The organism is Streptomyces sp. NPDC001848, from assembly GCF_042891915.1.
Taxonomy (GTDB): Bacteria; Actinomycetota; Actinomycetes; order Streptomycetales; family Streptomycetaceae; genus Streptomyces.
In genome coordinates, this window is record NZ_JBIATP010000007.1 from 359182 (window position 1) to 379804 (window position 20623).

20 protein-coding genes are annotated in these 20623 nt (G+C 68.7%); 10 read left to right on the forward strand and 10 right to left on the reverse strand.

Annotated elements, in window-relative coordinates; all coding sequences use genetic code 11:
* Positions 1-21 precede the first annotated feature (21 nt).
* On the reverse strand, positions 22-783 hold the full coding sequence (locus tag ACFYZJ_RS17095) for an IclR family transcriptional regulator (protein WP_388568402.1): 762 nt from the start codon (positions 781-783) through the stop codon (positions 22-24).
* Positions 780-1832, reverse strand: coding sequence for a sugar kinase (locus tag ACFYZJ_RS17100; RefSeq protein ID WP_388568404.1), 1053 nt, complete (start codon positions 1830-1832; stop codon positions 780-782). Before ACFYZJ_RS17100 ends, ACFYZJ_RS17095 begins: the two co-directional genes overlap by 4 nt.
* Before the next feature lie 138 nt (positions 1833-1970).
* On the opposite strand from ACFYZJ_RS17100, the gene ACFYZJ_RS17105 reads away from it, so the two are divergent.
* From ACFYZJ_RS17105 to ACFYZJ_RS17120, 4 genes are all read left to right on the forward strand, one after another.
* Entirely contained in the window at positions 1971-3236 is a 1266-nt protein-coding gene (locus ACFYZJ_RS17105; protein WP_388568406.1) for an amino acid deaminase, read from the forward strand.
* Between the two features lie 42 nt (positions 3237-3278).
* On the forward strand, positions 3279-4913 hold the full coding sequence (locus tag ACFYZJ_RS17110) for an amidohydrolase family protein (protein ID WP_388568409.1): 1635 nt from the start codon (positions 3279-3281) through the stop codon (positions 4911-4913).
* Positions 4914-5093: 180 nt separating this feature from the next.
* Entirely contained in the window at positions 5094-5972 is an 879-nt protein-coding gene (locus ACFYZJ_RS17115; RefSeq protein WP_388568411.1) for a hypothetical protein, read from the forward strand.
* 50 nt (positions 5973-6022) lie between these two features.
* Positions 6023-6298 carry a hypothetical protein gene (locus tag ACFYZJ_RS17120; RefSeq protein WP_388568414.1) on the forward strand — a complete coding sequence of 92 codons (276 nt, stop codon included), beginning with the start codon at positions 6023-6025 and terminating at the stop codon, positions 6296-6298.
* 106 nt (positions 6299-6404) lie between these two features.
* On the opposite strand, the gene ACFYZJ_RS17125 is transcribed toward ACFYZJ_RS17120, so the two are convergent.
* Together ACFYZJ_RS17125 and ACFYZJ_RS17130 are read right to left on the reverse strand one after the other, a co-directional pair.
* A complete protein-coding gene (locus ACFYZJ_RS17125; RefSeq protein WP_388568417.1) occupies positions 6405-7307 on the reverse strand; it encodes a serine protease in 903 nt (300 codons plus the stop codon).
* Between the two features lie 145 nt (positions 7308-7452).
* On the reverse strand, positions 7453-8208 hold the full coding sequence (locus ACFYZJ_RS17130) for a hypothetical protein (RefSeq protein ID WP_388568420.1): 756 nt from the start codon (positions 8206-8208) through the stop codon (positions 7453-7455).
* A gap of 125 nt (positions 8209-8333) precedes the next feature.
* On the opposite strand from ACFYZJ_RS17130, the gene ACFYZJ_RS17135 reads away from it, so the two are divergent.
* Positions 8334-9545, forward strand: coding sequence for a pyridoxal phosphate-dependent aminotransferase (locus ACFYZJ_RS17135; RefSeq protein WP_388568423.1), 1212 nt, complete (start codon positions 8334-8336; stop codon positions 9543-9545).
* Between the two features lie 111 nt (positions 9546-9656).
* Complete coding sequence (locus ACFYZJ_RS17140) at positions 9657-10085, forward strand: hypothetical protein (protein ID WP_388568426.1); 429 nt, start codon at positions 9657-9659, stop codon at positions 10083-10085.
* A gap of 114 nt (positions 10086-10199) precedes the next feature.
* On the opposite strand, the gene ACFYZJ_RS17145 is transcribed toward ACFYZJ_RS17140, so the two are convergent.
* On the reverse strand, positions 10200-11315 hold the full coding sequence (locus ACFYZJ_RS17145; RefSeq protein ID WP_388568429.1) for a glycosyltransferase: 1116 nt from the start codon (positions 11313-11315) through the stop codon (positions 10200-10202).
* A gap of 218 nt (positions 11316-11533) precedes the next feature.
* Between ACFYZJ_RS17145 and ACFYZJ_RS17150 the strand changes: the two genes are divergently transcribed.
* Complete coding sequence (locus ACFYZJ_RS17150; protein ID WP_388568432.1) at positions 11534-12397, forward strand: FkbM family methyltransferase; 864 nt, start codon at positions 11534-11536, stop codon at positions 12395-12397.
* A gap of 37 nt (positions 12398-12434) precedes the next feature.
* Here the strand turns inward: ACFYZJ_RS17150 and ACFYZJ_RS17155 are convergent, their stop codons facing one another.
* The gene (locus tag ACFYZJ_RS17155) at positions 12435-13526 is read right to left on the reverse strand and encodes a glycosyltransferase (RefSeq protein ID WP_388568435.1); all 1092 of its coding nucleotides are present in this window, start codon (positions 13524-13526) and stop codon (positions 12435-12437) included.
* Positions 13527-13983: 457 nt separating this feature from the next.
* Between ACFYZJ_RS17155 and ACFYZJ_RS17160 the strand changes: the two genes are divergently transcribed.
* Together ACFYZJ_RS17160 and ACFYZJ_RS17165 are read left to right on the forward strand one after the other, a co-directional pair.
* Positions 13984-14487, forward strand: coding sequence for a tetratricopeptide repeat protein (locus tag ACFYZJ_RS17160; protein ID WP_388568437.1), 504 nt, complete (start codon positions 13984-13986; stop codon positions 14485-14487).
* On the forward strand, positions 14484-15758 hold the full coding sequence (locus ACFYZJ_RS17165; RefSeq protein WP_388568440.1) for a glycosyltransferase: 1275 nt from the start codon (positions 14484-14486) through the stop codon (positions 15756-15758). The genes ACFYZJ_RS17160 and ACFYZJ_RS17165 overlap by 4 nt, the downstream gene beginning before the upstream one ends.
* Positions 15759-15815: 57 nt before the next feature.
* On the opposite strand, the gene rfbD is transcribed toward ACFYZJ_RS17165, so the two are convergent.
* From rfbD to ACFYZJ_RS17180, 3 genes are all read right to left on the reverse strand, one after another.
* Positions 15816-16727, reverse strand: a complete 912-nt coding sequence (gene rfbD / locus ACFYZJ_RS17170) for a dTDP-4-dehydrorhamnose reductase (RefSeq protein ID WP_388568442.1) — start codon at positions 16725-16727, stop codon at positions 15816-15818.
* A complete protein-coding gene (rfbB, locus tag ACFYZJ_RS17175) occupies positions 16724-17698 on the reverse strand; it encodes a dTDP-glucose 4,6-dehydratase (RefSeq protein ID WP_388568444.1) in 975 nt (324 codons plus the stop codon). Before rfbB ends, rfbD begins: the two co-directional genes overlap by 4 nt.
* Positions 17699-17908: 210 nt before the next feature.
* The gene (locus ACFYZJ_RS17180) at positions 17909-18487 is read right to left on the reverse strand and encodes a hypothetical protein (protein ID WP_388568446.1); all 579 of its coding nucleotides are present in this window, start codon (positions 18485-18487) and stop codon (positions 17909-17911) included.
* 701 nt (positions 18488-19188) lie between these two features.
* Between ACFYZJ_RS17180 and ACFYZJ_RS17185 the strand changes: the two genes are divergently transcribed.
* Complete coding sequence (locus ACFYZJ_RS17185) at positions 19189-19929, forward strand: hypothetical protein (protein ID WP_388568449.1); 741 nt, start codon at positions 19189-19191, stop codon at positions 19927-19929.
* A gap of 63 nt (positions 19930-19992) precedes the next feature.
* Here ACFYZJ_RS17185 and ACFYZJ_RS17190 read toward each other — a convergent pair whose 3' ends face one another.
* Positions 19993-20592, reverse strand: a complete 600-nt coding sequence (locus ACFYZJ_RS17190) for a dTDP-4-dehydrorhamnose 3,5-epimerase family protein (RefSeq protein ID WP_388568451.1) — start codon at positions 20590-20592, stop codon at positions 19993-19995.
* Between the last annotated feature and the right edge of the window lie 31 nt (positions 20593-20623).

Here is a 20623-nt window from a genome sequence, read left to right on the forward strand (position 1 = left end):
GTCATTCGGCGTCCTTACGCGTCATTCGGCGTCCTTCGCCGGTGTCCTGCCGGAGTACTCCCGGCTGATGGCGTCCGCGGTACGGCGCACCAGCGGGAGCAGGGTGAGGAGTTCGTCGGCGGTGACGACGACGTTGGGCGCGGAGACCGACATGGCCGCGGCGACCCGGCCGTCGGCGCCTCGGATGGGGGCGGCCACGCAGTTGATGGACTCCTCGTGACCACCGAGGTCGGTGGCCCAGCCCTGTTCGCGGACCTTCTCCAACTCGCGCAGGAAAGCGGCGGCGTTGGGGGTCGAACGGGGCGTGTACAGGGGGTAGTCCAGCTTCTCGGCGACGGCGCGGCGCTCGGCGTCGGGCAGGTCGGCAAGGAGGAGCTTGGCGACGGCGGCGACGGTGATGGCCACCGGCTTGCCGATCCGGGAGTACATGCGCACCGGGTAGCGGCTGTCCACCTTGTCGATGTAGAGCACCTCGTTCTCCTCGTGGACGGCGAGGTGGACGGTGTGGCCGCACTCCTCGTTGAGGCGGACGAGATGGGGGTGGGCGATCTCGCGGATGTCGAGGTTCTCCATCGCCTCCTGGGCGAGGGCGAAGAGACGGGCGCCGAGGCGGTAGCGCTGGTCGGACTGGCGGTAGACCAGGCCGTGCTCGTCGAGGGTGCGCAGCAGACGGAGCGCGGTGGACTTGTGCACGCCGAGCCGTTCGGCGACCTGCCCCAGATCGGCGGGTCCCTCGGCGAGCAGCGGCAGGATGCTCAGCGCCCGGTCGACGGTCTGGCTCATGGCGTAGGTACCTCCTCCTCGGCCCGGGGGGCGGCTTCGGTCCAGCCGGGGCCGAGTCGAAGTGTCCCCCACGCGGTGCCGTCGAGGGCGGCCAGGCGGTCGGCGTGGTCGCGGGCGGGGGGTGTGGCGAGGTCGCCGGGGACGGTGAGCGCGGCGGCGGCCATCAGGTGGCCGTGGCGCAGCCGGTCGCGCAGGGGCAGCCCACGCAGGGTGCCGGAGAGGAATCCGGCGGCGAAGGCGTCCCCGGCGCCGACGGCGGCCACCACAGCGACGTTCAGCGCGGGTACGAAGACGGGGTCTTTGTCGGTGTCGGCGCCGAACGCGGTCGCTCCGGTGCCACCCTGCTTGACGACCACGATCTCCGGCTCGGGCAGCGCCTCCCGGACGGCTCTGGCGCCGCGCAGTCCCCACGCCTCGCCTGCCTCGTCCTCCCCCACGAACACGATGTCGGCGCCGCGCGCCAGCTCCAGCAGCACCCGGGCTCCCGCCGCGTCGCGCCACAGCCCCGGACGGTGGTTGACGTCGAAGGAGACCACCGGGCGGCCGGGGCGGGGCGCGGTCAGCTCACGCATCAGGTCCAGGCAGGACCCGGAGAGCGCGGCCGTGATCCCGGACAGGTGCAGCACGCGGCCGGCGCGTACGGCGTCCAGGTCGACGGTGTCCACCGCCATCGCGGAGGCCGCCGAGCCGGCCCGGTAGTACGCCACCTCGTGGGTGCCGGACGCCCGGTCCCCGGCCGTGCGGAAGTAGATGCCGGTGGGGCGCGCCGTGTCCCGCCGTACGGACGACACGTCGACGCCGTACGCCCCGATCGTCGCCACGAGGTGGTCACCGAAGCCGTCCGCCCCGACCCGGCTCACCCAGCGCACGGAGTGCCCGGCGGTCGCGAGCATGCAGGCCACGTTGGACTCGGCGCCGCCGATGGCTCTGTCGAAGGACGGAACGTCGGCGAGCCGAACCGGCGCTGTGGGCAGAAACGTGACCATGGACTCGCCGAGCGCGACGACGTCCACGACGTCGGGGGCCTTGCGGGGTCCGGTGGTGGTCACGATGGTCGTAGCTCCTCGGTGGGATGCGGGTTCGGTTCGGCGTCCGTTGACCCGGCGTCGGCCGAGATGTTAGACAGCCGTAAGCAACATACGCAATGGGCGTTGCATATATTGCAACAGACCAGATCAGGAGGCTCCATGGGCACCGAGGCGCTCGCCCGCCTGGCCGAGGAACGCGTCGACCACCGCTTCAAGGGCCTCCCCCCGGACGCCGACGGCCTGACCGTCGGCGAGCTGGCCGCCCAGCGCCGCAACCTGTTCACCGGTGGGTTCACGACGCCCGTGCTGGCCCTGTCCGCCGAGCGCCTGGAACACAACCTGACGCTCATGGAGACGTACGCGGCCCGCCACGGCCTTGCCTTCGCCCCGCACGGCAAGACGTCGATGGCGCCGCAGCTCTTCCACCGCCAGCTCGAACACGGCGCGTGGGGCATCACGCTCGCGGTCCCCCACCAGGTGCGGGTGGCACGGGAGTTCGGCATCCAACGGGTGTTCCTCGCCAACGAACTCGTCGACCCGGCGGCCCTGCGCTGGGTCGCCGGCCAACTCGCCACGGACCCGGAGTTCCGGTTCATCTGCTACGTCGACTCCGTACGCGGCGTCGAACTCATGGACGCGGCCCTGACCGGAACCACCCGCCCGGTGGACGTGGTCGTGGAACTGGCCGCCGGCGAGGGGGCCCGCACCGGTGTGCGGACGGAGGCGGAGTGCGCGGCGGTCGCGGACGCGGTGACCGCCACCACGACGCTGCGGCTCGTGGGGGTCGCCGGGTACGAGGGCGAGGTGCCGCAGCCGGACCCCGACCGGGTGCGCGCGTGGCTGCGCCGGCTGGTCGCGCTGGCCTTCGAGCTCGACATGGCCGGGCACTTCTCCGGATGCGACGAGATCGTGGTGAGCGCGGGTGGCAGCGCCTGGTTCGACGCGGTAGCGGAGGTCTTCGCGGAGATCCCCGAACTCTCCTCGACCGTCCTGAAGTTGCTCCGCTCGGGCGCCTACGTCTCGCACGACGACGGCCACTACCGCAGGATCACCCCGTTCACCCGGATCCCGCAGGAGGGCGCGCTGGAACCCGCGTTCCGGCTGTGGGCCCAGGTGGTGTCCCGGCCCTCCGCCGAGCAGGCCTTCGCCAACGCGGGCAAGCGGGACGCGGCCTACGACCTGGACCTGCCCTTCGCCCAGGTGGTGCGCCGGGACGGTGCGGAACGGCCGGCCACCGGCGTATCGGTGACCGCCCTGTCCGATCAGCACGTCTGGCTGCGCACCACGCCCGAGGCGGACGTCGAGGTCGGGGACTGGATCGGCCTCGGCCTGTCGCACCCGTGCACGTCGTTCGACAAGTGGCAGCTGATCCCGGTGACGGAGGCGGACGGCACGGTCGTCGACTACGTCCGCACGTTCTTCTAGGCCGACCACATCGCACGCTTTCCGGGAGAACCCTTGGACGGTATGGACCCCGTGGATTTCACCGACCTCGCCGACCTGGTCATCCGGGACGCCGACGTCGTCGACGGCACCGGTGGCCCCTCCTACCGTGCCGATGTGGCGATCGAGGGCGGCAGGATCGTCTCGATCGTCAAGGAGGCCGCGTCGGCGGGCTGCCAGCGCCCGCGGGCCGTACGGGAGCTGGACGCCGAGGGCCTGGCCCTCTCCCCCGGCTTCATCGACATGCACGCGCACAGCGACCTCGCCCTGCTGCGCGACCCGGACCACAGCGCCAAGGCCGCGCAGGGCGTGACGCTGGAGGTCATCGGGCAGGACGGGCTGTCGTACGCCCCGGTCGACGACCGCACGCTGGAAGAGGTGCGCCGCGCGATCACCGGCTGGAACGGCTACGGCGACGACATCGACTTCACCTGGCGGTCCGTGGGCGAGTACCTGGACCGCTTGGACGAGGGCATCGCGGTCAACGCGGCGTACCTCATCCCCCAGGGCACGGTCCGGATGCTGGCCGTCGGCTGGGAGGACCGGGAGGCGACGCCCGAGGAGCTGGAGCGGATGCGGCGCCTGGTCGCCGAAGGCATGGAACAGGGCGCGGTCGGCATGTCGTCCGGGCTCACCTACACGCCCGGCATGTACGCGAAGGACGCCGAACTCACCGAACTGTGCCGGGTGGTGGCCTCCTACGGCGGCTACTACTGCCCGCACCACCGCAGTTACGGGGCGGGCGCCCTGGAGGCCTACGAGGAGATGGTGAGCCTGGCCCGGGAAGCTGGCTGCCCCCTCCACCTCGCCCACGCCACCATGAACTTCGGCGTGAACAAGGGCCGCGCCCCCGAACTGCTGTCCCTGCTCGACGAGGCCCTCGCGGCGGGCGCCGACATCACGCTCGACACCTACCCCTACACCCCCGGCTCCACGACGCTGGCGGCGCTGTTGCCGAGCTGGGCGAGCGAGGGCGGCCCCGAGGAGATCCTCAAGCGGCTCACCGACACCACCACGGCCGAGCGGATCCGGCACCACCTGGAGGTGTTCGGCGCCGACGGCTGCCACGGCGTGCCCGTCGAGTGGGACACCATCGAGATCTCGGGCGTGACCGACCCGGCGCACGCGGCGTACGTCGGCAGGACAATCAAGGAGTCGGCGGACCGACGCGGCGAGACCCCATGGACGGTCGCCCGCCGCCTGCTGACCGAGGACCGGCTCGGCTCGACGATCCTCCAGCACGTGGGCCACGAGGAGAACGTACGGGCGATCATGCGGCACCGCGTCCACACCGGTGGCTCGGACGGCATCCTCCAGGGCGCCAAGCCGCACCCGAGGGCGTACGGCACCTTCCCGCACTACCTGGGCAGGTACGTACGGGAGTTGGGGGTGCTGTCCCTGGAGGGGTGCGTGGCGCATCTGACCGGCCGCCCGGCGGCCCGCCTCCGCCTGCCGGACCGGGGCCTGGTACGCGAGGGCTACCGCGCCGACCTGGTGCTCTTCGACCCGGTCACGGTCGCGGCAGGCTCCACCTTCGAGCGCCCGCGCACGCTGCCGACGGGCATCCCGTACGTCCTCATCGACGGCCGTTTCGTGATCGAGGACGGACGCAGGACGGACGTGCTGGCGGGGCGGGCGGTCCGCAGGAACCCGGTATGACCACCGCCCACCCAACGCCGCGCGCACGCCGGCTCGCAGCCTGACGTCCGCCCTACGCGGCCCGCCCCCACAGTCCACACCGCACCCGCCGCCGGCATAAACCGGCGGCAAGTCACCCGAACGACTGAACTCACCCCCGTCCGGCCACCAGAACGCATCGCCGTCGCTACCTTCCGTCACATGACCAGCTCAGCACACGAGGCGTTGCATCAGATCTTCAGGGAAGACCCAGGCCTGTTCGCGCGGGCCCTTCCGAAGGCCGGCATCCCCTTCCCCGAACCCACGGCGATCCAGCTCCTGGACACCGATCTCACGGAGATCAAGCCGCTGGAACGCCGTGTGGACACCCTGCTGCGCCTCGACACGGCCCACGACGGAAGCTACCTGCTCGCCGTGGAGTCGCAGGGCAGACGGGACCCGGACAAGCTGAACAGCTGGACGTACTACCTGGCCCATCTGTACGCCAAGTACGAGGTGCCGCCGATCCTGCTCGTCGTGTGCCAGGACAAGACCACCGCGTCCTGGGCGGCAGAACCCATCCGCATCGGCCCGCCGACCCACACCAGCATCTCGGTCTTCCCGTTGGTCCTCGGCCCCGGCAACCTCCCCACGATCACCGACCCGGACGAGGCGGCACGAGACCTCCCCGTCTCCGTCTTCTCCGCGCTGACCCACGCCAAGGATCCCGCCCTCCCTGCGATACTGGACGCGCTGGCGACGGCGCTCGCCAACACCGGAGGCGAGACCGCAGCGGACTGGGCTGAATACACCGAGATCGGCCTGGGCGACGCCCAGACCCGCGAACTCTGGAGGCAACTGATGACCACCCGCACCAGCCGCTTCCCCGGCAGCGGCACCCTCATCGAGGAGACCCGCCTGAAGGGCATGGCCGAGGGCAAGGCCGAGGACATCCTCCGCATCCTCGACCTCCGAGGCATCGACATCCCCGAAGCCGCCCGCGAGCGCATCACCACCTGCACCGACCTCGAGACCCTCGGCGCCTGGTTCGACCGGGCACTCACGATCACCCACGCAGAAGAGTTGTTCGCGCAGAACTGACCGACTGCCGCCTTGCTGAATCCTCGGCCGACGCACTTCTGAGGCAACTGATGACCACCCGCACCAGCCGCTTCCCCGGCAGCGGCACCCTCATCGAGGAGACCCGCCTGAAGGGCATGGCCCAGGGGAAGGCCGAAGGGAAGGCTGAGGGCAAGGCCGAGGGCAAGGCCGAGGACATCCTCCGCATCCTCGACCTCCGAGGCATCGACATCCCCGAAGCCGCCCGCGAGCGCATCACCACCTGCACCGCCCTCGACACGCTCGGCGCCTGGTTCGACCGGGCACTCACGATCACCCACGCAGAAGAGTTGTTCGCGCAGAACTGACTCCTTGCGACCACGACCGAGGGCGGACGGCGGACGTATCGGCGTGCAGGGCGGGCGATCCGCAGAACTCGCTTGTGACGGTGGACCGCCCGCCGCACTGTTCCTCCTACGGCTTGGGCAGGACGCAGCCGCTCGCGTTCAGATTCAGCTTGTTGCCGGTGCCGAAGCAGGCCGGGATCTGGTAGGTCTCCTCGGCGTAGTTGATGCCCTGGCGGACGGTGACGTTGCCGCTCGCGTCGACCTCGCACGGGTTGTTCTCCGTGCAGCGCTCGCCGTCCTCGTTGCCGGTGTTGTTGACAGCGACGACCTTGCCGGTGGCATTGTCGATGACGGGCGACCCGGAGGTGCCGCCGATCGTGTTGCAGGCGGAGGTGTAACGGACCGAGTCCTTCCAGGTCCAGTCGCCCTCCTTCAGCCGGTATACGAACCCGTCGATGGAGCAGGTGTAGATGCGCTTCCAGTAGCCGGAGACGACCTTGATGGCGGTGGCGGCGACGGGGTGGGTGTCGCTCACGGTCAGCGCGCTGATGCCGTAGGAGCTCTTGATCTGCGCGTACGTGGTGGTGAGGCGGTAGATCGTGACGTCGGTGTCCGTCATGGTCGAGTAGACGACCTGGTTGGCGCGGAGCGTGGCGATCCTGCTGCCGGAGGAGTTCAGCAGACCGAAGGAGCGGCTGGAGGACTGGCCGGTGATGACCTCCCCTGGTTCGGGGAAGCCGGTCTCCAGGCAGTGGCCGTTGGTCAGGACGAGCGCCGGGTCGCTGTCCGCGGAGTTCGGGAAGCGGATGACGGAGCCGGAGCAGTTGCTGAGCGAGACGGTGCCGGCGAAGTCGACGGCCTGGATCGTGGCCGTCCTGTCCTTCGTCGCCGTTCCGGCGGCCGCGGCGGTGGCCGCCGGGGCGGCCTTGACCGTCGCCGTCCTGGCGGTCGCGGACGCCGCGACCGCCGGCGCCGCGCCGGCTCCGGCCATCGCCAGAGCGAGGAGCGCGGCGGCGAGAGGCTTTCTCATGTGGGGGGTCCCCTCTCGATGAGGTGGCGCTGACGTGGACGGCGGAGGTCTTCCGACCGCCCTCGAAATTTGTCATGCGCATTGTGATCCGAGGGGCGTGCGGGTACAAGGAACGGTTTTCGGCCGCGGACTCCACGCGACTGCCCTACTTCGGCCCCTTGGTGGCGCCCCGTCCGCGGCCGGGCTTGGTGCCGCCCGAGTTGCCGGGCACGGTGGTGCCCGCGGTGTCGCTGGGAGAGGCGGAGGGCGCCCCGGCACTGGGGACGGCGGATATCGGCGCCCGGGAAGTGGCCCGCACCGGGGCGGCGGCCCGTGCGGCGCCGGGAGTGCCGGACGCCTCGGTGGCGGCGGCCACGGGTGCGGCGGCGCGGGACGGCTCGGTCACGGCGGCGGAGGAGGCACCGGTCGCCTCTGTGGGCGGCGCGGACGGTGCCGCCTTCGGGCGGGCCGACTGCCCGGCGTCCGTGGGTGCGCCGGAGGAAGCGGAACCGAAACCGCCGGCGAGTGCGACGGCGACGCCCACGGCACCGAGGGCGCCCACGGCCACGGCAGCGCGGCGGGGCAGGCGGGAACGCGAGCGGGGGCGGGCCCGGCGCCGCGAAGCGCGGGCCTCCCCGGGGACTTCGGGACCAGGGACACCGTCGACAGCCGCGGGCAGCTCGCGTGTGTCGTCGTAGGCGTTCTGCCAGCCATGGGCGGCCGCCGGATCGGCGTAACCCTCATAGTCCGGCGCCGCTACGGCATGTGGGTGATACACGTTCGGCTGATTCCGGTCCTCACCGCCGTCCGCATGCGACTCACCGCCGGAGTACCCGGCCACCGCCCCGTTCGCGGCGTTCGCCCCGTATGCCCCGTCATTGGGGCCGTACGCGCCATCGCCGGACTGATGCTGCCATGACATGTGGGCGCATTGTAGAGGTGGAAGGGATTCCTGGTGCAGTCGCGGCGACAACCAGCCGATCCCCCTCGTCTCACGTGGTGGAAAACACGCCGCGTGCGGCATTACGCGGCCGTAAGCTCACGGACATGCAGGTGATCCAGTCCACGAAGCTCGCCAACGTCTGCTACGAGATCCGGGGTCCGGTTCTCGAGGAGGCGATGCGGCTGGAGGCAGCGGGTCACCGCATCCTCAAGCTCAACACCGGCAATCCGGCCGCCTTCGGTTTCGACTGCCCGCCCGAGATCCTTGAGGACATCCTCCGCAACGTCTCGGCGGCACACGGCTACGGGGACGCCAAGGGCCTACTGACCGCGCGCCGGGCGGTCGTGATGCACAACCAGACCCTCGGCATCGAGACGGACGTCGAGCACGTCTTCATCGGCAACGGCGTCTCCGAGCTGATCGTGATGGCCATGCAGGGCCTGCTGGACGACGGCGACGAGGTGCTCGTACCGGCACCCGACTACCCCCTGTGGACCGCGGCGGTGTCCCTGTCGGGCGGCACGGCCGTCCACTACCGCTGCGACGAGCAGTCGGACTGGATGCCGGACCTCGCGGACGTGGAGCGGAAGGTCACCGACCGCACCAAGGCGATCGTCATCATCAACCCGAACAACCCGACGGGCGCGGTGTACGACGAGGCGGTGATCCGCGGCCTGACGGACATCGCCCGCCGCCACAACCTCCTCGTCTGCTCCGACGAGATCTACGACAAGATCCTCTACGACGGCGCGCGGCACATCCCCACCGCCGCGGTGGCCCCGGACCTGCTGACCCTCACGTTCAACGGCATGTCGAAGGCGTACCGGGTGGCCGGATACCGGGTCGGCTGGATGTCGATCTCGGGCCCCCGGGCGCACGCGGAGTCGTACATCGAGGGCCTGACGATCCTGGCGAACATGCGCCTGTGCGCCAACATGCCGGGCCAGCACGGCGTTGTGGCGGCGCTCAGCGGCCGACAGACGATCAACGACCTGGTACTGCCGGGCGGGCGCCTGAAGGAACAGCGGGACGCAGCGTACGACCTGCTGACCCAGATCCCGGGCGTGACCTGCGTGAAGCCGAAGGGCGCGCTGTACCTCTTCCCACGCCTCGACCCGAAGGTCTTCAAGATCAAGGACGACCGGCAGATGGTCCTGGACCTGCTGCGACGCGAGAAGATCATGGTCGTCCAGGGCACGGGCTTCAACTGGACGGAGCCGGACCACTTCCGCGTGGTGACCCTGCCGACGGTGGCGGACCTGACGTCAGCGATCACCCGCATCGGGAACTTCCTGGACGGCTACAGCCAGCCGTGAGGCTTACGTGCGCCCACCGTGCGTGAACATCGACCCCGTTCTGCGATCCAGCCAACTTTAGACGAGTTCTAAGCTAAGATGGCTTCCTGTCAGAGCACAGGAGGCCGTCCCATGTACGAACCGATCCGCACCAAGTCGGTCCACGCGATGGCCGACGCCACAGGCGCCGACTTCCCGCACCGCTCGCGCGAGGAGGAGCTGGACATCCAGCTCGCGGGCCATCTGGCGGCACTACTCGCGGTGACGGACGCGCTGCGCGCCCTGGCGCCCTCCGTGGAGCTGGATGCTGCCGCCGAGCGGCTCGCCGGTCAGGTGGCGCGACTGCGCCGCGGTGGGCCGCCGGTACGCGCGACGGCACCCGAGCGCGGGTCGGACGCGAATGTCACGGCGCTGCACCGGCGCGCCCACGCCCTTGCCGGCCGCGCCCTGGTGGTTGCGGCCTCCCGCGCGGACACGGCGGCGGCCATCCTGTCGGCGGAACGCATGGACGCGCACAGCGCCGCACTGGCCGAGCCCCGCGAACCGATCACCGCGGGCTGACCCACCTGAGCCGCGAGCGATGCGGCTCCCTCGTACGGCCCCGGTCCGCGTGGACTACGGAGACGCGCGGACCGGGTGCCACAACAGTTCGGGTCAACAGTGCCGGTCTTCGGGTCAGGCTCCTACGTGTTCCCCCGAACCCAGCTTGAGTTGCGCCAGTTCGAGATTCTGCATCACACGCGCGCGATGCCTCTCGGGCAGCTTGCCGCACTCCAAGAGGCGCTTGCTGCAGCTCTTCGACTCCTCGAACTCTCCGACCGCGAAGGCGGACACCGCCAGTTCGTCGAGCACGCGCCATTCGTACCACTCGGACTCGACGTACATGACGTCCGTCGGATACGGAATCTCCGACGCCTGCCGCGCAAACATGTAAGCGAGCGGCCAACGCCGACCTTTCATACGGCAATGGCGCGCGAGCTCACCGAGGGCCTCGGCGCGCGAGGGGCGGCTTTCGTACGCGCGCAGGTAGCGATCCATCACCTCGTCCAGCGGCCGCTCGAGCTTCTCCGCGATGCGCGCGGCGGTGAAGCGGGCCCAATAGACCTCCTCGTCCCAGCCGCCCATGACCGCCCGGCGGTCATACGCTTCGAGAGCCTTCTCCCACTCATCGGCGGCGGCCCAGCTCTGGCCGAGGTACATGACGTATCGCTCGTTGTCCGGCTCCTTGACCAGAGCTTGCTGGAGGGTTTCCGCATCCCGCAGGTACTTCTTCCGCACGCCTTCCTTCCTGTGGCGCGCCCCGTCGTCCACCGTACGGATGTGGGCGCCTTCGAGATTCGTCAAGGTGAACTGGAAGTCCAGATGGAGATATTCGTGCAGCACGCCGGTGTACCGCCACGGCAGCCGAGTGGAAGCAAGAGCCGGCCGCTTGAAGATGACGGGCCCATGGTGAATTGCGATCATGTAGGCGTCGAAAACGAGCTCCGGCAGGACGAAGCCGGGCTCCACCTCCAACACGTCGTCGGCATCCATGAAGAGGAGGTAGTCCGCGCTCGCTCGGGCGAGTTCGATCGCCTCGGTGCGGCTCCCGTCGTACCCCTTCCAGGACCGCTCGTACAGGGCACCCGGCAGATCGCTGAACACATCGCGGATGACGTCCTGCGTACCGTCGGTCGATCCCGTGTCCACGATGACCCATGTGTCGATCAAAGGACGCACGGACTCAAGACAACGCCGGATCACCGGCGCTTCATCCTTGACGATCATGTTCAGACAGACCGTTTGCTTCACGGAAACCGCCCAACTCCACAACAACAATGACCGATATACGAAGCTATCCAGCCACTCACATCCACACAAAGAGGCTCGGCCGGACAGTCCCTCTCATCGAGCTGAACGACGACAACGGACGGTCTGCGTGCTTGTCGGCGCGCCGGAACATTGATCGGCTCTCGCCGCCGGAAACTGCTCCGGTGCGACCATCCGCTGGACATGCTCGGAGAACGCCTGTGAGTGTCACCGAATCGGCCATCGCCACTTCACCAGTGCTTTCACTGGTGCAGCCCGTCCGTCAAACCCACATTGTCGATGTGGGGGCGAACCCCATCGACGGAGACCCGCCGTACAGGGACATGCTGCAGGCAGGCCTGTGCAGGGTGACGGGGTTCGAGCCTCAGCCTGATGCCCTGCGTGAGCTGCAACGACGCAAGGGTCCGCATGAGACCTACCTGCCTGACGCCCTCGGTGACGGTGGTACCCACACCCTCCGCGTCGCTGTCGCCTCGGGTATGACAAGCCTGTTTCGCCCTGATGCGAACAGGCTCAGGCTCTTCAACGGCTTCACCGAATGGGGTGAGATCCGGGAGGAGGTGCCGGTCGGCACCCGGCGACTGGACGACGTCGAATCGGTCGATGTCCTCGACCTTCTGAAGATCGACGTCCAGGGGGCCGAACTCATGGTGTTCCGGGGCGCCCGGCGAAAGCTGGCTCAGGCCGTGGCGATCCACACAGAGGTCTCCTTCGTGCCGCTGTACGAGAACCAGCCCGTCTTCGGTGACGTGGACCGAGAACTGCGTCAACAGGGCTTCATTCCGCACGCCTTCGCAGCGGTCAAGCTCTGGCCGATCGCCCCCGCGGTCTTCGGAGGAGACTTCCGCAGGCCCCGGCGTCAGCTCCTCGAAGCCGACGTGGTCTACGTGCGCGACTTCGGGCACTGCGAGTCCATGACCGACGAGCAGCTCAAACAGCTGGCACTGATCGCCCATCATGTCTACGGCTCGACCGATCTCGCCTACCACTGCCTGGTCGTTCTGGCCGCACGGAATGTCACCGCTCCCGACGCACCGGCCCGCTACGTCGCCGCGCTGGGCTGATCACAGCGCGCGCCGCGCGGGCCGGGGGGCCACCGCGTCAGACTCCTGCGAGTTGCCTGGAGCCCAGCTTGAGTTGCGCCAGCTCGAGGTTCTCGATCACACGCGCGCGGTGCTCGTCGGGCAACTTGCCGCTCTTCAACAGGCTCTCGCAGCAGCTCTTCGATTCCTCGTACTGCCCGACCCAGTATGCCGACACCGCCAGTTCGTCGAGAACGGCCCACTCGTACCAGGGCAACTCGACGAGCATCCTGCCCTTCGGATAGGGAAGCCGTGCCGCATGCCGCGCAAACATGTAAGCCAAAGGCCAGCGCTCGCCGTTGAGGCGGTACATGCGCGCGAGTTCACCAAGGGGTTCGGCACGTGAAGGACAGGTCTCGTAGGCACCGAGGTAGCGGTGCACCACTTCGGCCTGGGGATGCTCGAACTTCTCCGCGAGCCGGGCGGCATAGAGCCGGGAGCAGAAGACCTCTTCGTACCAGCCACCCATGGCCACCCTGCGGTCATAGGCTTCGAGGGCCTTCTCGAACTCGCCGACGGCGCGCAAGCTCTGGGCGAGATAGAAGACGTACCGCGCGTTGTCGGGCTCCTTGGCCAGACCTTGCTGGAGGGTCTCCACATCGCGCAGGTATTTCGCCCGCACTCCTTCGTTCCTGAGGCGTCCCCCGTTGTCCAGGTTGAACATGGTGATGCCTTCCAGTGTCCCGAGGGAGTACCGCGAGCCGCAGTCCAGGTACTCGTGCAGGACGCCGACATACCGCCACGGCAGCCGTGTGGAGACCATGACGGGGCGCCAGTGGATGGCGTGCCCGATGCGAATTCCGACCTGGTACGCGTCGAGGGTCAGCTCGGGCATACGGAAGCCGGGCTCCGTCTCCATCACGTCGTCGGCGTCGATGAAGAGGAGGTAGTCCGCGTTTCCGCGGGCGAGTTCGATCGCCTCGGTGCGGCTCCCGTCGTACCCCTTCCAGGGCCGCTCGTACAGGGCACCCGGCAGATCGCTGAACACATCGCGGATGACGTCCTGCGTACCGTCGGTCGATCCCGTGTCCACGATGACCCATGTGTCGATCAAAGGACGCACGGACTCAAGACAACGCCGGATCACCGGCGCTTCATCCTTGACGATCATGTTCAGACAGACCGTTTGCTTCACGGAGACCACCCAACTCCACAGCAACAATGACCGATATACGAAGCTATCCAGCCACTCACATCCACACAAAGAGGCTCGACCGGACAGTGGCTCTCATCGATTCGAGCGACGGCGATGCGGGCCTGCGTACATTCGGGTGGTCATAGGCCAAAAGTGCCTGCCGAGTGGTAGCCCCGTCCGGTCGTCCTCGTAACGTCGGCGGAAATAAGGGTGGTTCGGGATCCGATCGCCGACATCACCACAGTCTTTTCCAGTGGCGGTCACCTGAGATCAGCCACCCCCATCCGTCCATCACTATTCCGCGAGATGTGACAAAGTGAAACGCAGAGGATTGTGGGCAGGGCTCGCCGCGTTGGCAGCGACCGCTACCGGATTGACCATCTGGGCGATTCAGTCCCAGCCGAGCGCGTCGACGGAATCCAAGGGCACCTCGGTGACGCGGAGGACCGAGCAGGCGAACGAGATGTTGCGGAGCGCTCTTCAGCAGCAGGCGCACCAGGATTTCCAAGCAGCTGCCCATAGCTACCGGCGACTGCTGGAACTGGACCCTCACAACAAGTCCGCCTGGTACGGCCTGGGCCTCACCGCGCAGCAGACCGGCCAGAGCGCCGAGGCCCGGGTGGCCTACGACAAGGCGCTGGAGATCGATCCCTCGTTCACGTCGGCTCTCTTCAGCGAGGCGCTTCTGCTGAAGTCGAGCGACCCCGACCGGGCTGTGGAACTCCTGAGGCGTGCCGCCGCCACCGACCCGAAGGCGGCCGGCGTCCATCTGCAACTCGGCCGCCTCTTGGCGAAGAAGGGCCACGACGACGAGGCCAGGGACGCGTTCCGCCGTGCCGTCGCGGCGGAACCCGGGCTTCTTGCTCAGGTACCGGAGCGGTTCCGTGCGGCCGTGAGTCCCTCCCCGACGTCGAGCCGTGCAGGGAGCACTCGATGACGCCCCCCGCGACACCCAGGTTCTCCGTCTTCACCCCCAGCCACCAGCCTCGTTTTCTCGACGAGTGCCTGGCGTCGCTGCAGGCCCAGACCTGCCCGGACTGGGAGTGGATCGTTCTGCTCAACAACGGCGCCCGGTGGCAGCCGGAGCGGCCGGACGAACGGGTCCGTGTGGAGATCGCGGACAAGCTCCACGGCGTGGGGGCGGCCAAGCGCAGGGCCTGTGAACTCGCCCGGGGTGAGATCCTCGTGGAGCTCGACCACGACGACCTCTTGGCCAAGGCATGCCTGGCGGAGCTCGGCGAGGCGTTCGATACGCATCCCGAGGCCGTCTTCGTCTACAGCGACACCGCGCAGATCACCGAGGACGGTAAGCGTAACGACTCGCGCTGGGATGAGGCGTACGGCTGGCAGTACGCGGAGGTGAACGTCGACGGGCGCGAACTGCTCCAGGTCAAGTGCCTGCCCCCGACACCGCACAACGTCGCCTACATCTGGTACGCGCCCAACCACGTACGGGCCTTCCGCAGGGAGAGCTACGAGAAGGCCGGCGGGTACGACGACACCCGCACGATCCTGGACGACCAGGACCTGATGTGCCGCCTGTTCCATGTAGGCGACTTCCACCACATCCCGAGGTGCCTGTACCTGCAGAGGATCCACTCGGCGAACACCCAACACGACCCGGAGATCAACGCACGCATCCAGCGGGAGACGGTCGCCCTGTACGACAGGTACATCGAGGCCAACGCGCTCGCCTGGACCATGCGGCGGGGACTGCTCGCGCTGGACCTCGGCGCGGCCGACCGGAAGCCGCCCGGCTACCTGGGTGTGGACCAGCGGCCGGGGAAGGGCGTCGACATCGTCGCGACGCTCCCCGAGAAGCTGGACCTGCCCGACGGCTCCGTCGGTCTGATCCGTGCGGTGGAGTTCCTCGAGCACGTGCCCGCGAAGGTACCGTTGATGAACGAGCTGTACCGGCTGCTGGCACCCGGCGGCATGCTCCTCACCATGACGCCCAGCTCCGACGGCCGCGGTGCGTACGAGGACCCCACACACGTCGCGTTCTACAACGAGGACTCGTTCTCGTACTACTCCGACAACCGGTTCCGCGCCGCGGTGCCGGAGATCGAGGCCCGCTTCCAGTCGTCGCGGCTGGTCACCTACTTCCCGACCGAGTGGCACGCCAAGAACGACATCTCGTATGTGGTCGCCAACCTCATCGCGATGAAGGAGGGCGCCGCGCGGTGCGGCGGACGACTGTTGGTCTGAGCCGAGAACGGAAGGCGCCCCGTGGGACCCGCTGGTCTCACGGGGCGCCTTCCGCGTTCAGGGACGCTCGTCGCTCGTTCGCGCCGCCGCGGCGAGAGCGGCGAAGGCGGGCGTCGCAAGGGCCGAGGTCAGCTGGTCGTCCCACCGTGGGAGGGATCTGAGGCCGGCACGCTGCCACTTGCCGTGGCCGAGCACGCCGAACGCCGGACGAGGGGCAGGACGCGGGAACTTCTCCGAGCTGACCGGGCGGATCCGCTCCGGATCGAGTCCGCTGAGCCGGAAGGTCTCCCGCGCGAGGCCGTACCACGTCGTGTGGCCCGCTGCCGTGCCGTGGTACACGCCTGCCGGTGCCCGTCCGGCCGGCGCGGCACGACCGAGGGCGGCCAGTTGCCGGGCGAGGGCACGGGACCAGGTCGGCTGACCATACTGGTCCGCCACCACGTCCAGCGTCTCGCGCCGGGCGGCGAGTTCGAGCATGGTGGCCACGAAGTTGGGACCGTGCGCACCGTAGAGCCAGGCGGTGCGCACGATGTAGCCGGTGTGCGGCAGCAGCTCCAGGACCGCCCGCTCCCCCGCCAGTTTGCTTCGCCCGTAGGCGTTGACGGGGCCGGTCACGGCGTCTTCGGGGTAGGGCTGGCGGGCGTCGCCCGGGAACACGTAATCGGTGGAGATGTGCAGCAGCAGTGCGCCGCTGTCCGCGCAGGCGCGCGCGAGGTGCCGGACTCCTGTGCCGTTCACCGCTGTGGCCGCTTCTTCGGACCGCTCGGCGCCGTCGACGTCCGTCCAGGCGGCGCAGTTGACGACCACTCGGTGACCGGCGACAGCGGCTCGCACGGCTGCCGGATCGGTGATGTCGAGCTGGTCACGGCTCAAGCCCGTCACCGCGGCGTCCGGGTCGGCGGCGAGCTCGGCCAGTACGTCCCGGCCGAGGAGCCCGCGTGCCCCGGTCACCAGCCAGCTGGTGGTCATCGCAGCGCGGCCCTCTGCTTGAGCGGCTCCCACCAGGAGCGGTGTGCGCGGTACCAGGCGACCGTGGCCGTCAGGCCCTCCGTGAAGGACACCTGGGGGGCGTAGCCGAGGTGCTCACGGATCTTGCTGTCGTCCAGGGAGTAGCGCAGGTCGTGGCCTTTGCGGTCGGCCATGTATTCGACCCGGTCCCAGCCCGCGCCGAGCGCGTCCAGCAGCAGGCCGGTGAGCTTGTGGTTGCTCAGTTCGGTGCCGCCGCCGATGTGATAGACCTCGCCGGCCCCACCGGCGTCCAGGACCAGGTCGATGCCCCGGCAGTGGTCGGAGACGTGCACCCAGTCCCGGATGTGGCGTCCGTCGCCGTACAGGGGAACGGTCTTCCCCTCGAGCAGGTTGGTGATGAAGAGCGGGATGACCTTCTCGGGGAACTGGTACGGCCCGTAGTTGTTGGAGCACCGGGTGACCACGACGTCCAGGCCGTGGGTGCGGTGATAGGCGAGCGCCAGCAGATCGGAGCCCGCCTTGGACGCGGAGTACGGGGAGTTCGGCGCCAGCGGCCACGTCTCCGTCCAGGACCCCTCGCTGATCGAGCCGTACACCTCGTCGGTGGACACGTGGACGAATCGACCGACTCCATGGCGGAGGGCCGCGTCCAGGAGCACCTGCGTGCCCATCACATTGGTGCGGACGAAGGGGGCGGCTCCGTCGATCGACCGGTCCACGTGTGACTCGGCCGCGAAATGCACCACGGCGTCCTGCCCGGCCATCACCTGGTCGACCACCTCCGGGTCACAGATGTCGCCCCGGACGAAGCTGTAGCCCCGATGGTCCGCCACCGGGGCCACATTGGCCTCGACACCCGAGTAGGTGAGTTTGTCGAGGACGGTGATCCGCGCAGCCGGGTCCGATTTCAAGCGCCGTCGCACATATTCCGAACCGATGAATCCAGCGCCGCCGGTCACGAGAATGCGCATACTTCTCCAAGTTCTTTCGGCCACCTGGCGTTCAGCGCCGAGGGTTGCTGGGCGCACATTACCCCCAACCATTTACCGGCTTTGCCGCTCATGGGACGGCGAATCCGGACGGAATGCGGACGGTGCCCACGAGACCGACGTCTCGCGGGCACCGTCACTGGTTCCCGAGTCGAGCGGACTTCCGATACAAGGTTGCCGCTCACGAGGGGTTTACGCCGAGTCGGGGGTGCAGACCGCGTAGGCCTGAACGGCGCCGGTGCCGGTGAGGCCCGTGGAAGCCTGCCAACCCTCGAGGTTTTCGCCGATGATGAAGGGAACGCTGGAGCCGATGCTGGCGGGGGTTCCGAAGAGGACGAATCCACCGCCGGTGACCTCGTCGCCGGTGGCGCAGGTGGCAGTCGACGTCCCGTTCGTGACAACCGCGCCGGTGACGACGTACGTCTCGATCCTGGCCTGCGCGCCGGGCGGGCCCTGCGGGCCCTGGGCACCCTGGTGACCCCTTTCACCCTTTTCACCCTTTTCGCCCCGGGATCCACGGTCACCGCCGAGGCCGGCACTCACGGCGCCGTTCGGGCCGGGCAGCGCCGCGGCGCCGTCGCCGCCGGACCTGTGAATCGCATCGGCGATGGCCATCGTGCTCGGAGCGACATTGAGCGCCACAGCCAGCGCGCCGGCCGACACCATCGTGGCGGACCTGACGCGTGAACTTCGAATCGTTCTACGGCTCACCAGAGAACCTTCCTCGAACTGGGATTGACCACACCGCAAGCGCACGCCCTCGAACTGCATTCGCCTGCGCGTCGCGTCGCCCTCGGCTACGGACGAGCCAATCGTTAACTCACCGCGACCGAATAATTACGATCTGCTCCGTGTCTTGGGTGAACATCACCCAAGCGGCGCCAAAGGGCGCCCGACCCCGCGTCACCAGGGCAAAGACAGGTGCCGATTCCGCCGTGGCACCGAGCGCCGAACGTGGGTCATGAAGGGCCGCGGCGCACGCGTCATCACCGATCAGCGGTGTGGCCGCACCCCCACACGGAGCCGTTTCCCGGCGGGAGTCGCGTGCCGGGCCTGGCAGGTCCACGGCACCTTGGTCCCGGACCCACAACACGCCACAGCGCGATGAATCCACTGTGCCCGTTTCGCCCGACTAAGGTGCACTCCCGACGTCGAGGTGGCAGGGCTCACCCGGTCCTGGCCTACCCGGCTGGGCCTTCGACGGGCGGGAGGCAGCCAGCCGCCTTCGCCTCCGTTCGGCACCGGGCAGCGAGCATCGCCCAGATCGCGCGCGAACGGCCTACGATCCCGCTGCACCTCTGGGGTCACTTGCCCCGCTTTCGGGTGACTACCGGCGCCGCCTGAACATCAGCAAAGAGTCCTTGTTCTGAATCGAGAGCCTTTCGTGACGAATATCCCGCCTTCCCACGAACAGGCGCGGCCGCATGCCGACGCCTTGCTGAACTCCCGCAATCCAGCCACGGTGGCCGCCGATGCGTAGCCTCACCGTCATCGTCCCGAGCCGCGGCCGCTCGCACACCGTTCCGCAGATGGCTGCCACGTTCCGTGACACCTGTACCGCCGCCACCTGGCTGCTGTTCGTCGTCGACGAGGACGACCCGGAGTACCGGGCGTACCAGGACGCCGTCGACGACGCCATCGGTGCCGGTTTCCGAGTCCAGCTGGTGACGCAGCCGTGTGGCACCATGATCTCCGCGCTCAACCGTGGGGCGCGCCTGCTGCTCGCCGCGCCGGAGTCGGCCGTGCCCGATGCGATCGGCTTCATGGGCGACGACAACCGGCCGCGCACGCACGGCTGGGATGCCGCCTACCTCGACGCGCTCGGGGCACTCCCCGGCGTCGTCTACGGCAATGACCTCATCCAGGGCGCCGTCCTGTGCACCCAGTTCGCCGTCACCACCGACATCGTGCGGCGGCTGGGACACATCGCGCCCACGGTGCTCACACACCTGTACCTGGACAACTACTGGATGGCTCTTGGCCAGGCAGCCGGATGCATCACCTACCTTCCGCAGGTGATCGTCGAGCACCTCCACCCCGTCGGCGGCACCGCGGCATGGGACGACGGTTATCGGCGCGTCAACGCCCCCGCCATGTACGCCCGCGACCGGGCCGCCTTCGAGCAGTACATCGCCGAGCACCTGACGGACGAGGTGACCAAGCTGACCACGGCAAGAACGCCGACTCGGGCGACGTCTCCGGCTGGAGCCTGATCGTCCGGGCGTGCGCGCGGAGCCCCGCCTTCGAAGGGCGGGGCGGCGCCGACCTGGACCCACTCACGCGTTGCTCAAGAGCCTGCTGCGATAAGCACCGCACTGCTCGAAGGAGGGCAGCAATCCCTGTCGCTCGGCTTCCTCCAGCGTGGGAGCCGCGGCGTCCTTGTCGGACAGGTGCGGTGTGAGGTCCTCGGGCCAGTCGATGGCCAACGCAGGATCGAGCGGGTTGATCCCGTACTCACGCTGCGGCGCGTAGCCCTGCGAGCACAGGTAGATGACGGTGGAGTTGTCCTCCATCGCCATGAAGGCGTGACCCAGCCCTTCCGAGAGGTAGACACAGCGGTGTGTGGTGTCGTCCAGCCGCACCGCCTCCCATGCACCGAACGTCGGGGAGCCCGTGCGGATGTCGACCACCACGTCGAGGACGGCGCCGCTGACACAGGTCACGTATTTGGCCTGGCCCGGCGGGACCGACGCGAAGTGGATACCGCGGAGGGTGCCGCGCACGGAGCGGGAGCAGTTCGCCTGCTCCAGTTGGAGTCCCTGGCCGGTGACATCCTGGAACCTTTCCTTCCTGAACCATTCGTGGAATCTGCCCCTGCTGTCTGTGAACACCCTTGGTGTGTCCACCCAGGCCCCTTCGATGCCCAGTGGTTTCACGCGCCCGTTCCCTTCCGCCACGCAGTTCTTG

Bases quoted from the DNA above. Each gene is read 5' to 3' on its own strand.
- ACFYZJ_RS17095 (WP_388568402.1), bottom strand. From the start codon at position 783: ATGAGCCAGACCGTCGACCGGGCGCTGAGCATCCTGCCGCTGCTCGCC.
- ACFYZJ_RS17105 (WP_388568406.1), top strand. From the start codon at position 1,971: ATGGGCACCGAGGCGCTCGCCCGCCTGGCCGAGGAACGCGTCGACCAC.
- ACFYZJ_RS17110 (WP_388568409.1), top strand. From the start codon at position 3,279: ATGGACCCCGTGGATTTCACCGACCTCGCCGACCTGGTCATCCGGGAC.
- ACFYZJ_RS17115 (WP_388568411.1), top strand. From the start codon at position 5,094: ATGACCAGCTCAGCACACGAGGCGTTGCATCAGATCTTCAGGGAAGAC.
- ACFYZJ_RS17120 (WP_388568414.1), top strand. From the start codon at position 6,023: ATGACCACCCGCACCAGCCGCTTCCCCGGCAGCGGCACCCTCATCGAG.
- ACFYZJ_RS17125 (WP_388568417.1), bottom strand. From the start codon at position 7,307: ATGAGAAAGCCTCTCGCCGCCGCGCTCCTCGCTCTGGCGATGGCCGGA.
- ACFYZJ_RS17130 (WP_388568420.1), bottom strand. From the start codon at position 8,208: ATGTCATGGCAGCATCAGTCCGGCGATGGCGCGTACGGCCCCAATGAC.
- ACFYZJ_RS17135 (WP_388568423.1), top strand. From the start codon at position 8,334: ATGCAGGTGATCCAGTCCACGAAGCTCGCCAACGTCTGCTACGAGATC.
- ACFYZJ_RS17140 (WP_388568426.1), top strand. From the start codon at position 9,657: ATGTACGAACCGATCCGCACCAAGTCGGTCCACGCGATGGCCGACGCC.
- ACFYZJ_RS17155 (WP_388568435.1), bottom strand. From the start codon at position 13,526: ATGATCGTCAAGGATGAAGCGCCGGTGATCCGGCGTTGTCTTGAGTCC.
- ACFYZJ_RS17165 (WP_388568440.1), top strand. From the start codon at position 14,484: ATGACGCCCCCCGCGACACCCAGGTTCTCCGTCTTCACCCCCAGCCAC.
- rfbD (WP_388568442.1), bottom strand. From the start codon at position 16,727: ATGACCACCAGCTGGCTGGTGACCGGGGCACGCGGGCTCCTCGGCCGG.
- rfbB (WP_388568444.1), bottom strand. From the start codon at position 17,698: ATGCGCATTCTCGTGACCGGCGGCGCTGGATTCATCGGTTCGGAATAT.
- ACFYZJ_RS17180 (WP_388568446.1), bottom strand. From the start codon at position 18,487: ATGCAGTTCGAGGGCGTGCGCTTGCGGTGTGGTCAATCCCAGTTCGAG.
- ACFYZJ_RS17185 (WP_388568449.1), top strand. From the start codon at position 19,189: ATGCGTAGCCTCACCGTCATCGTCCCGAGCCGCGGCCGCTCGCACACC.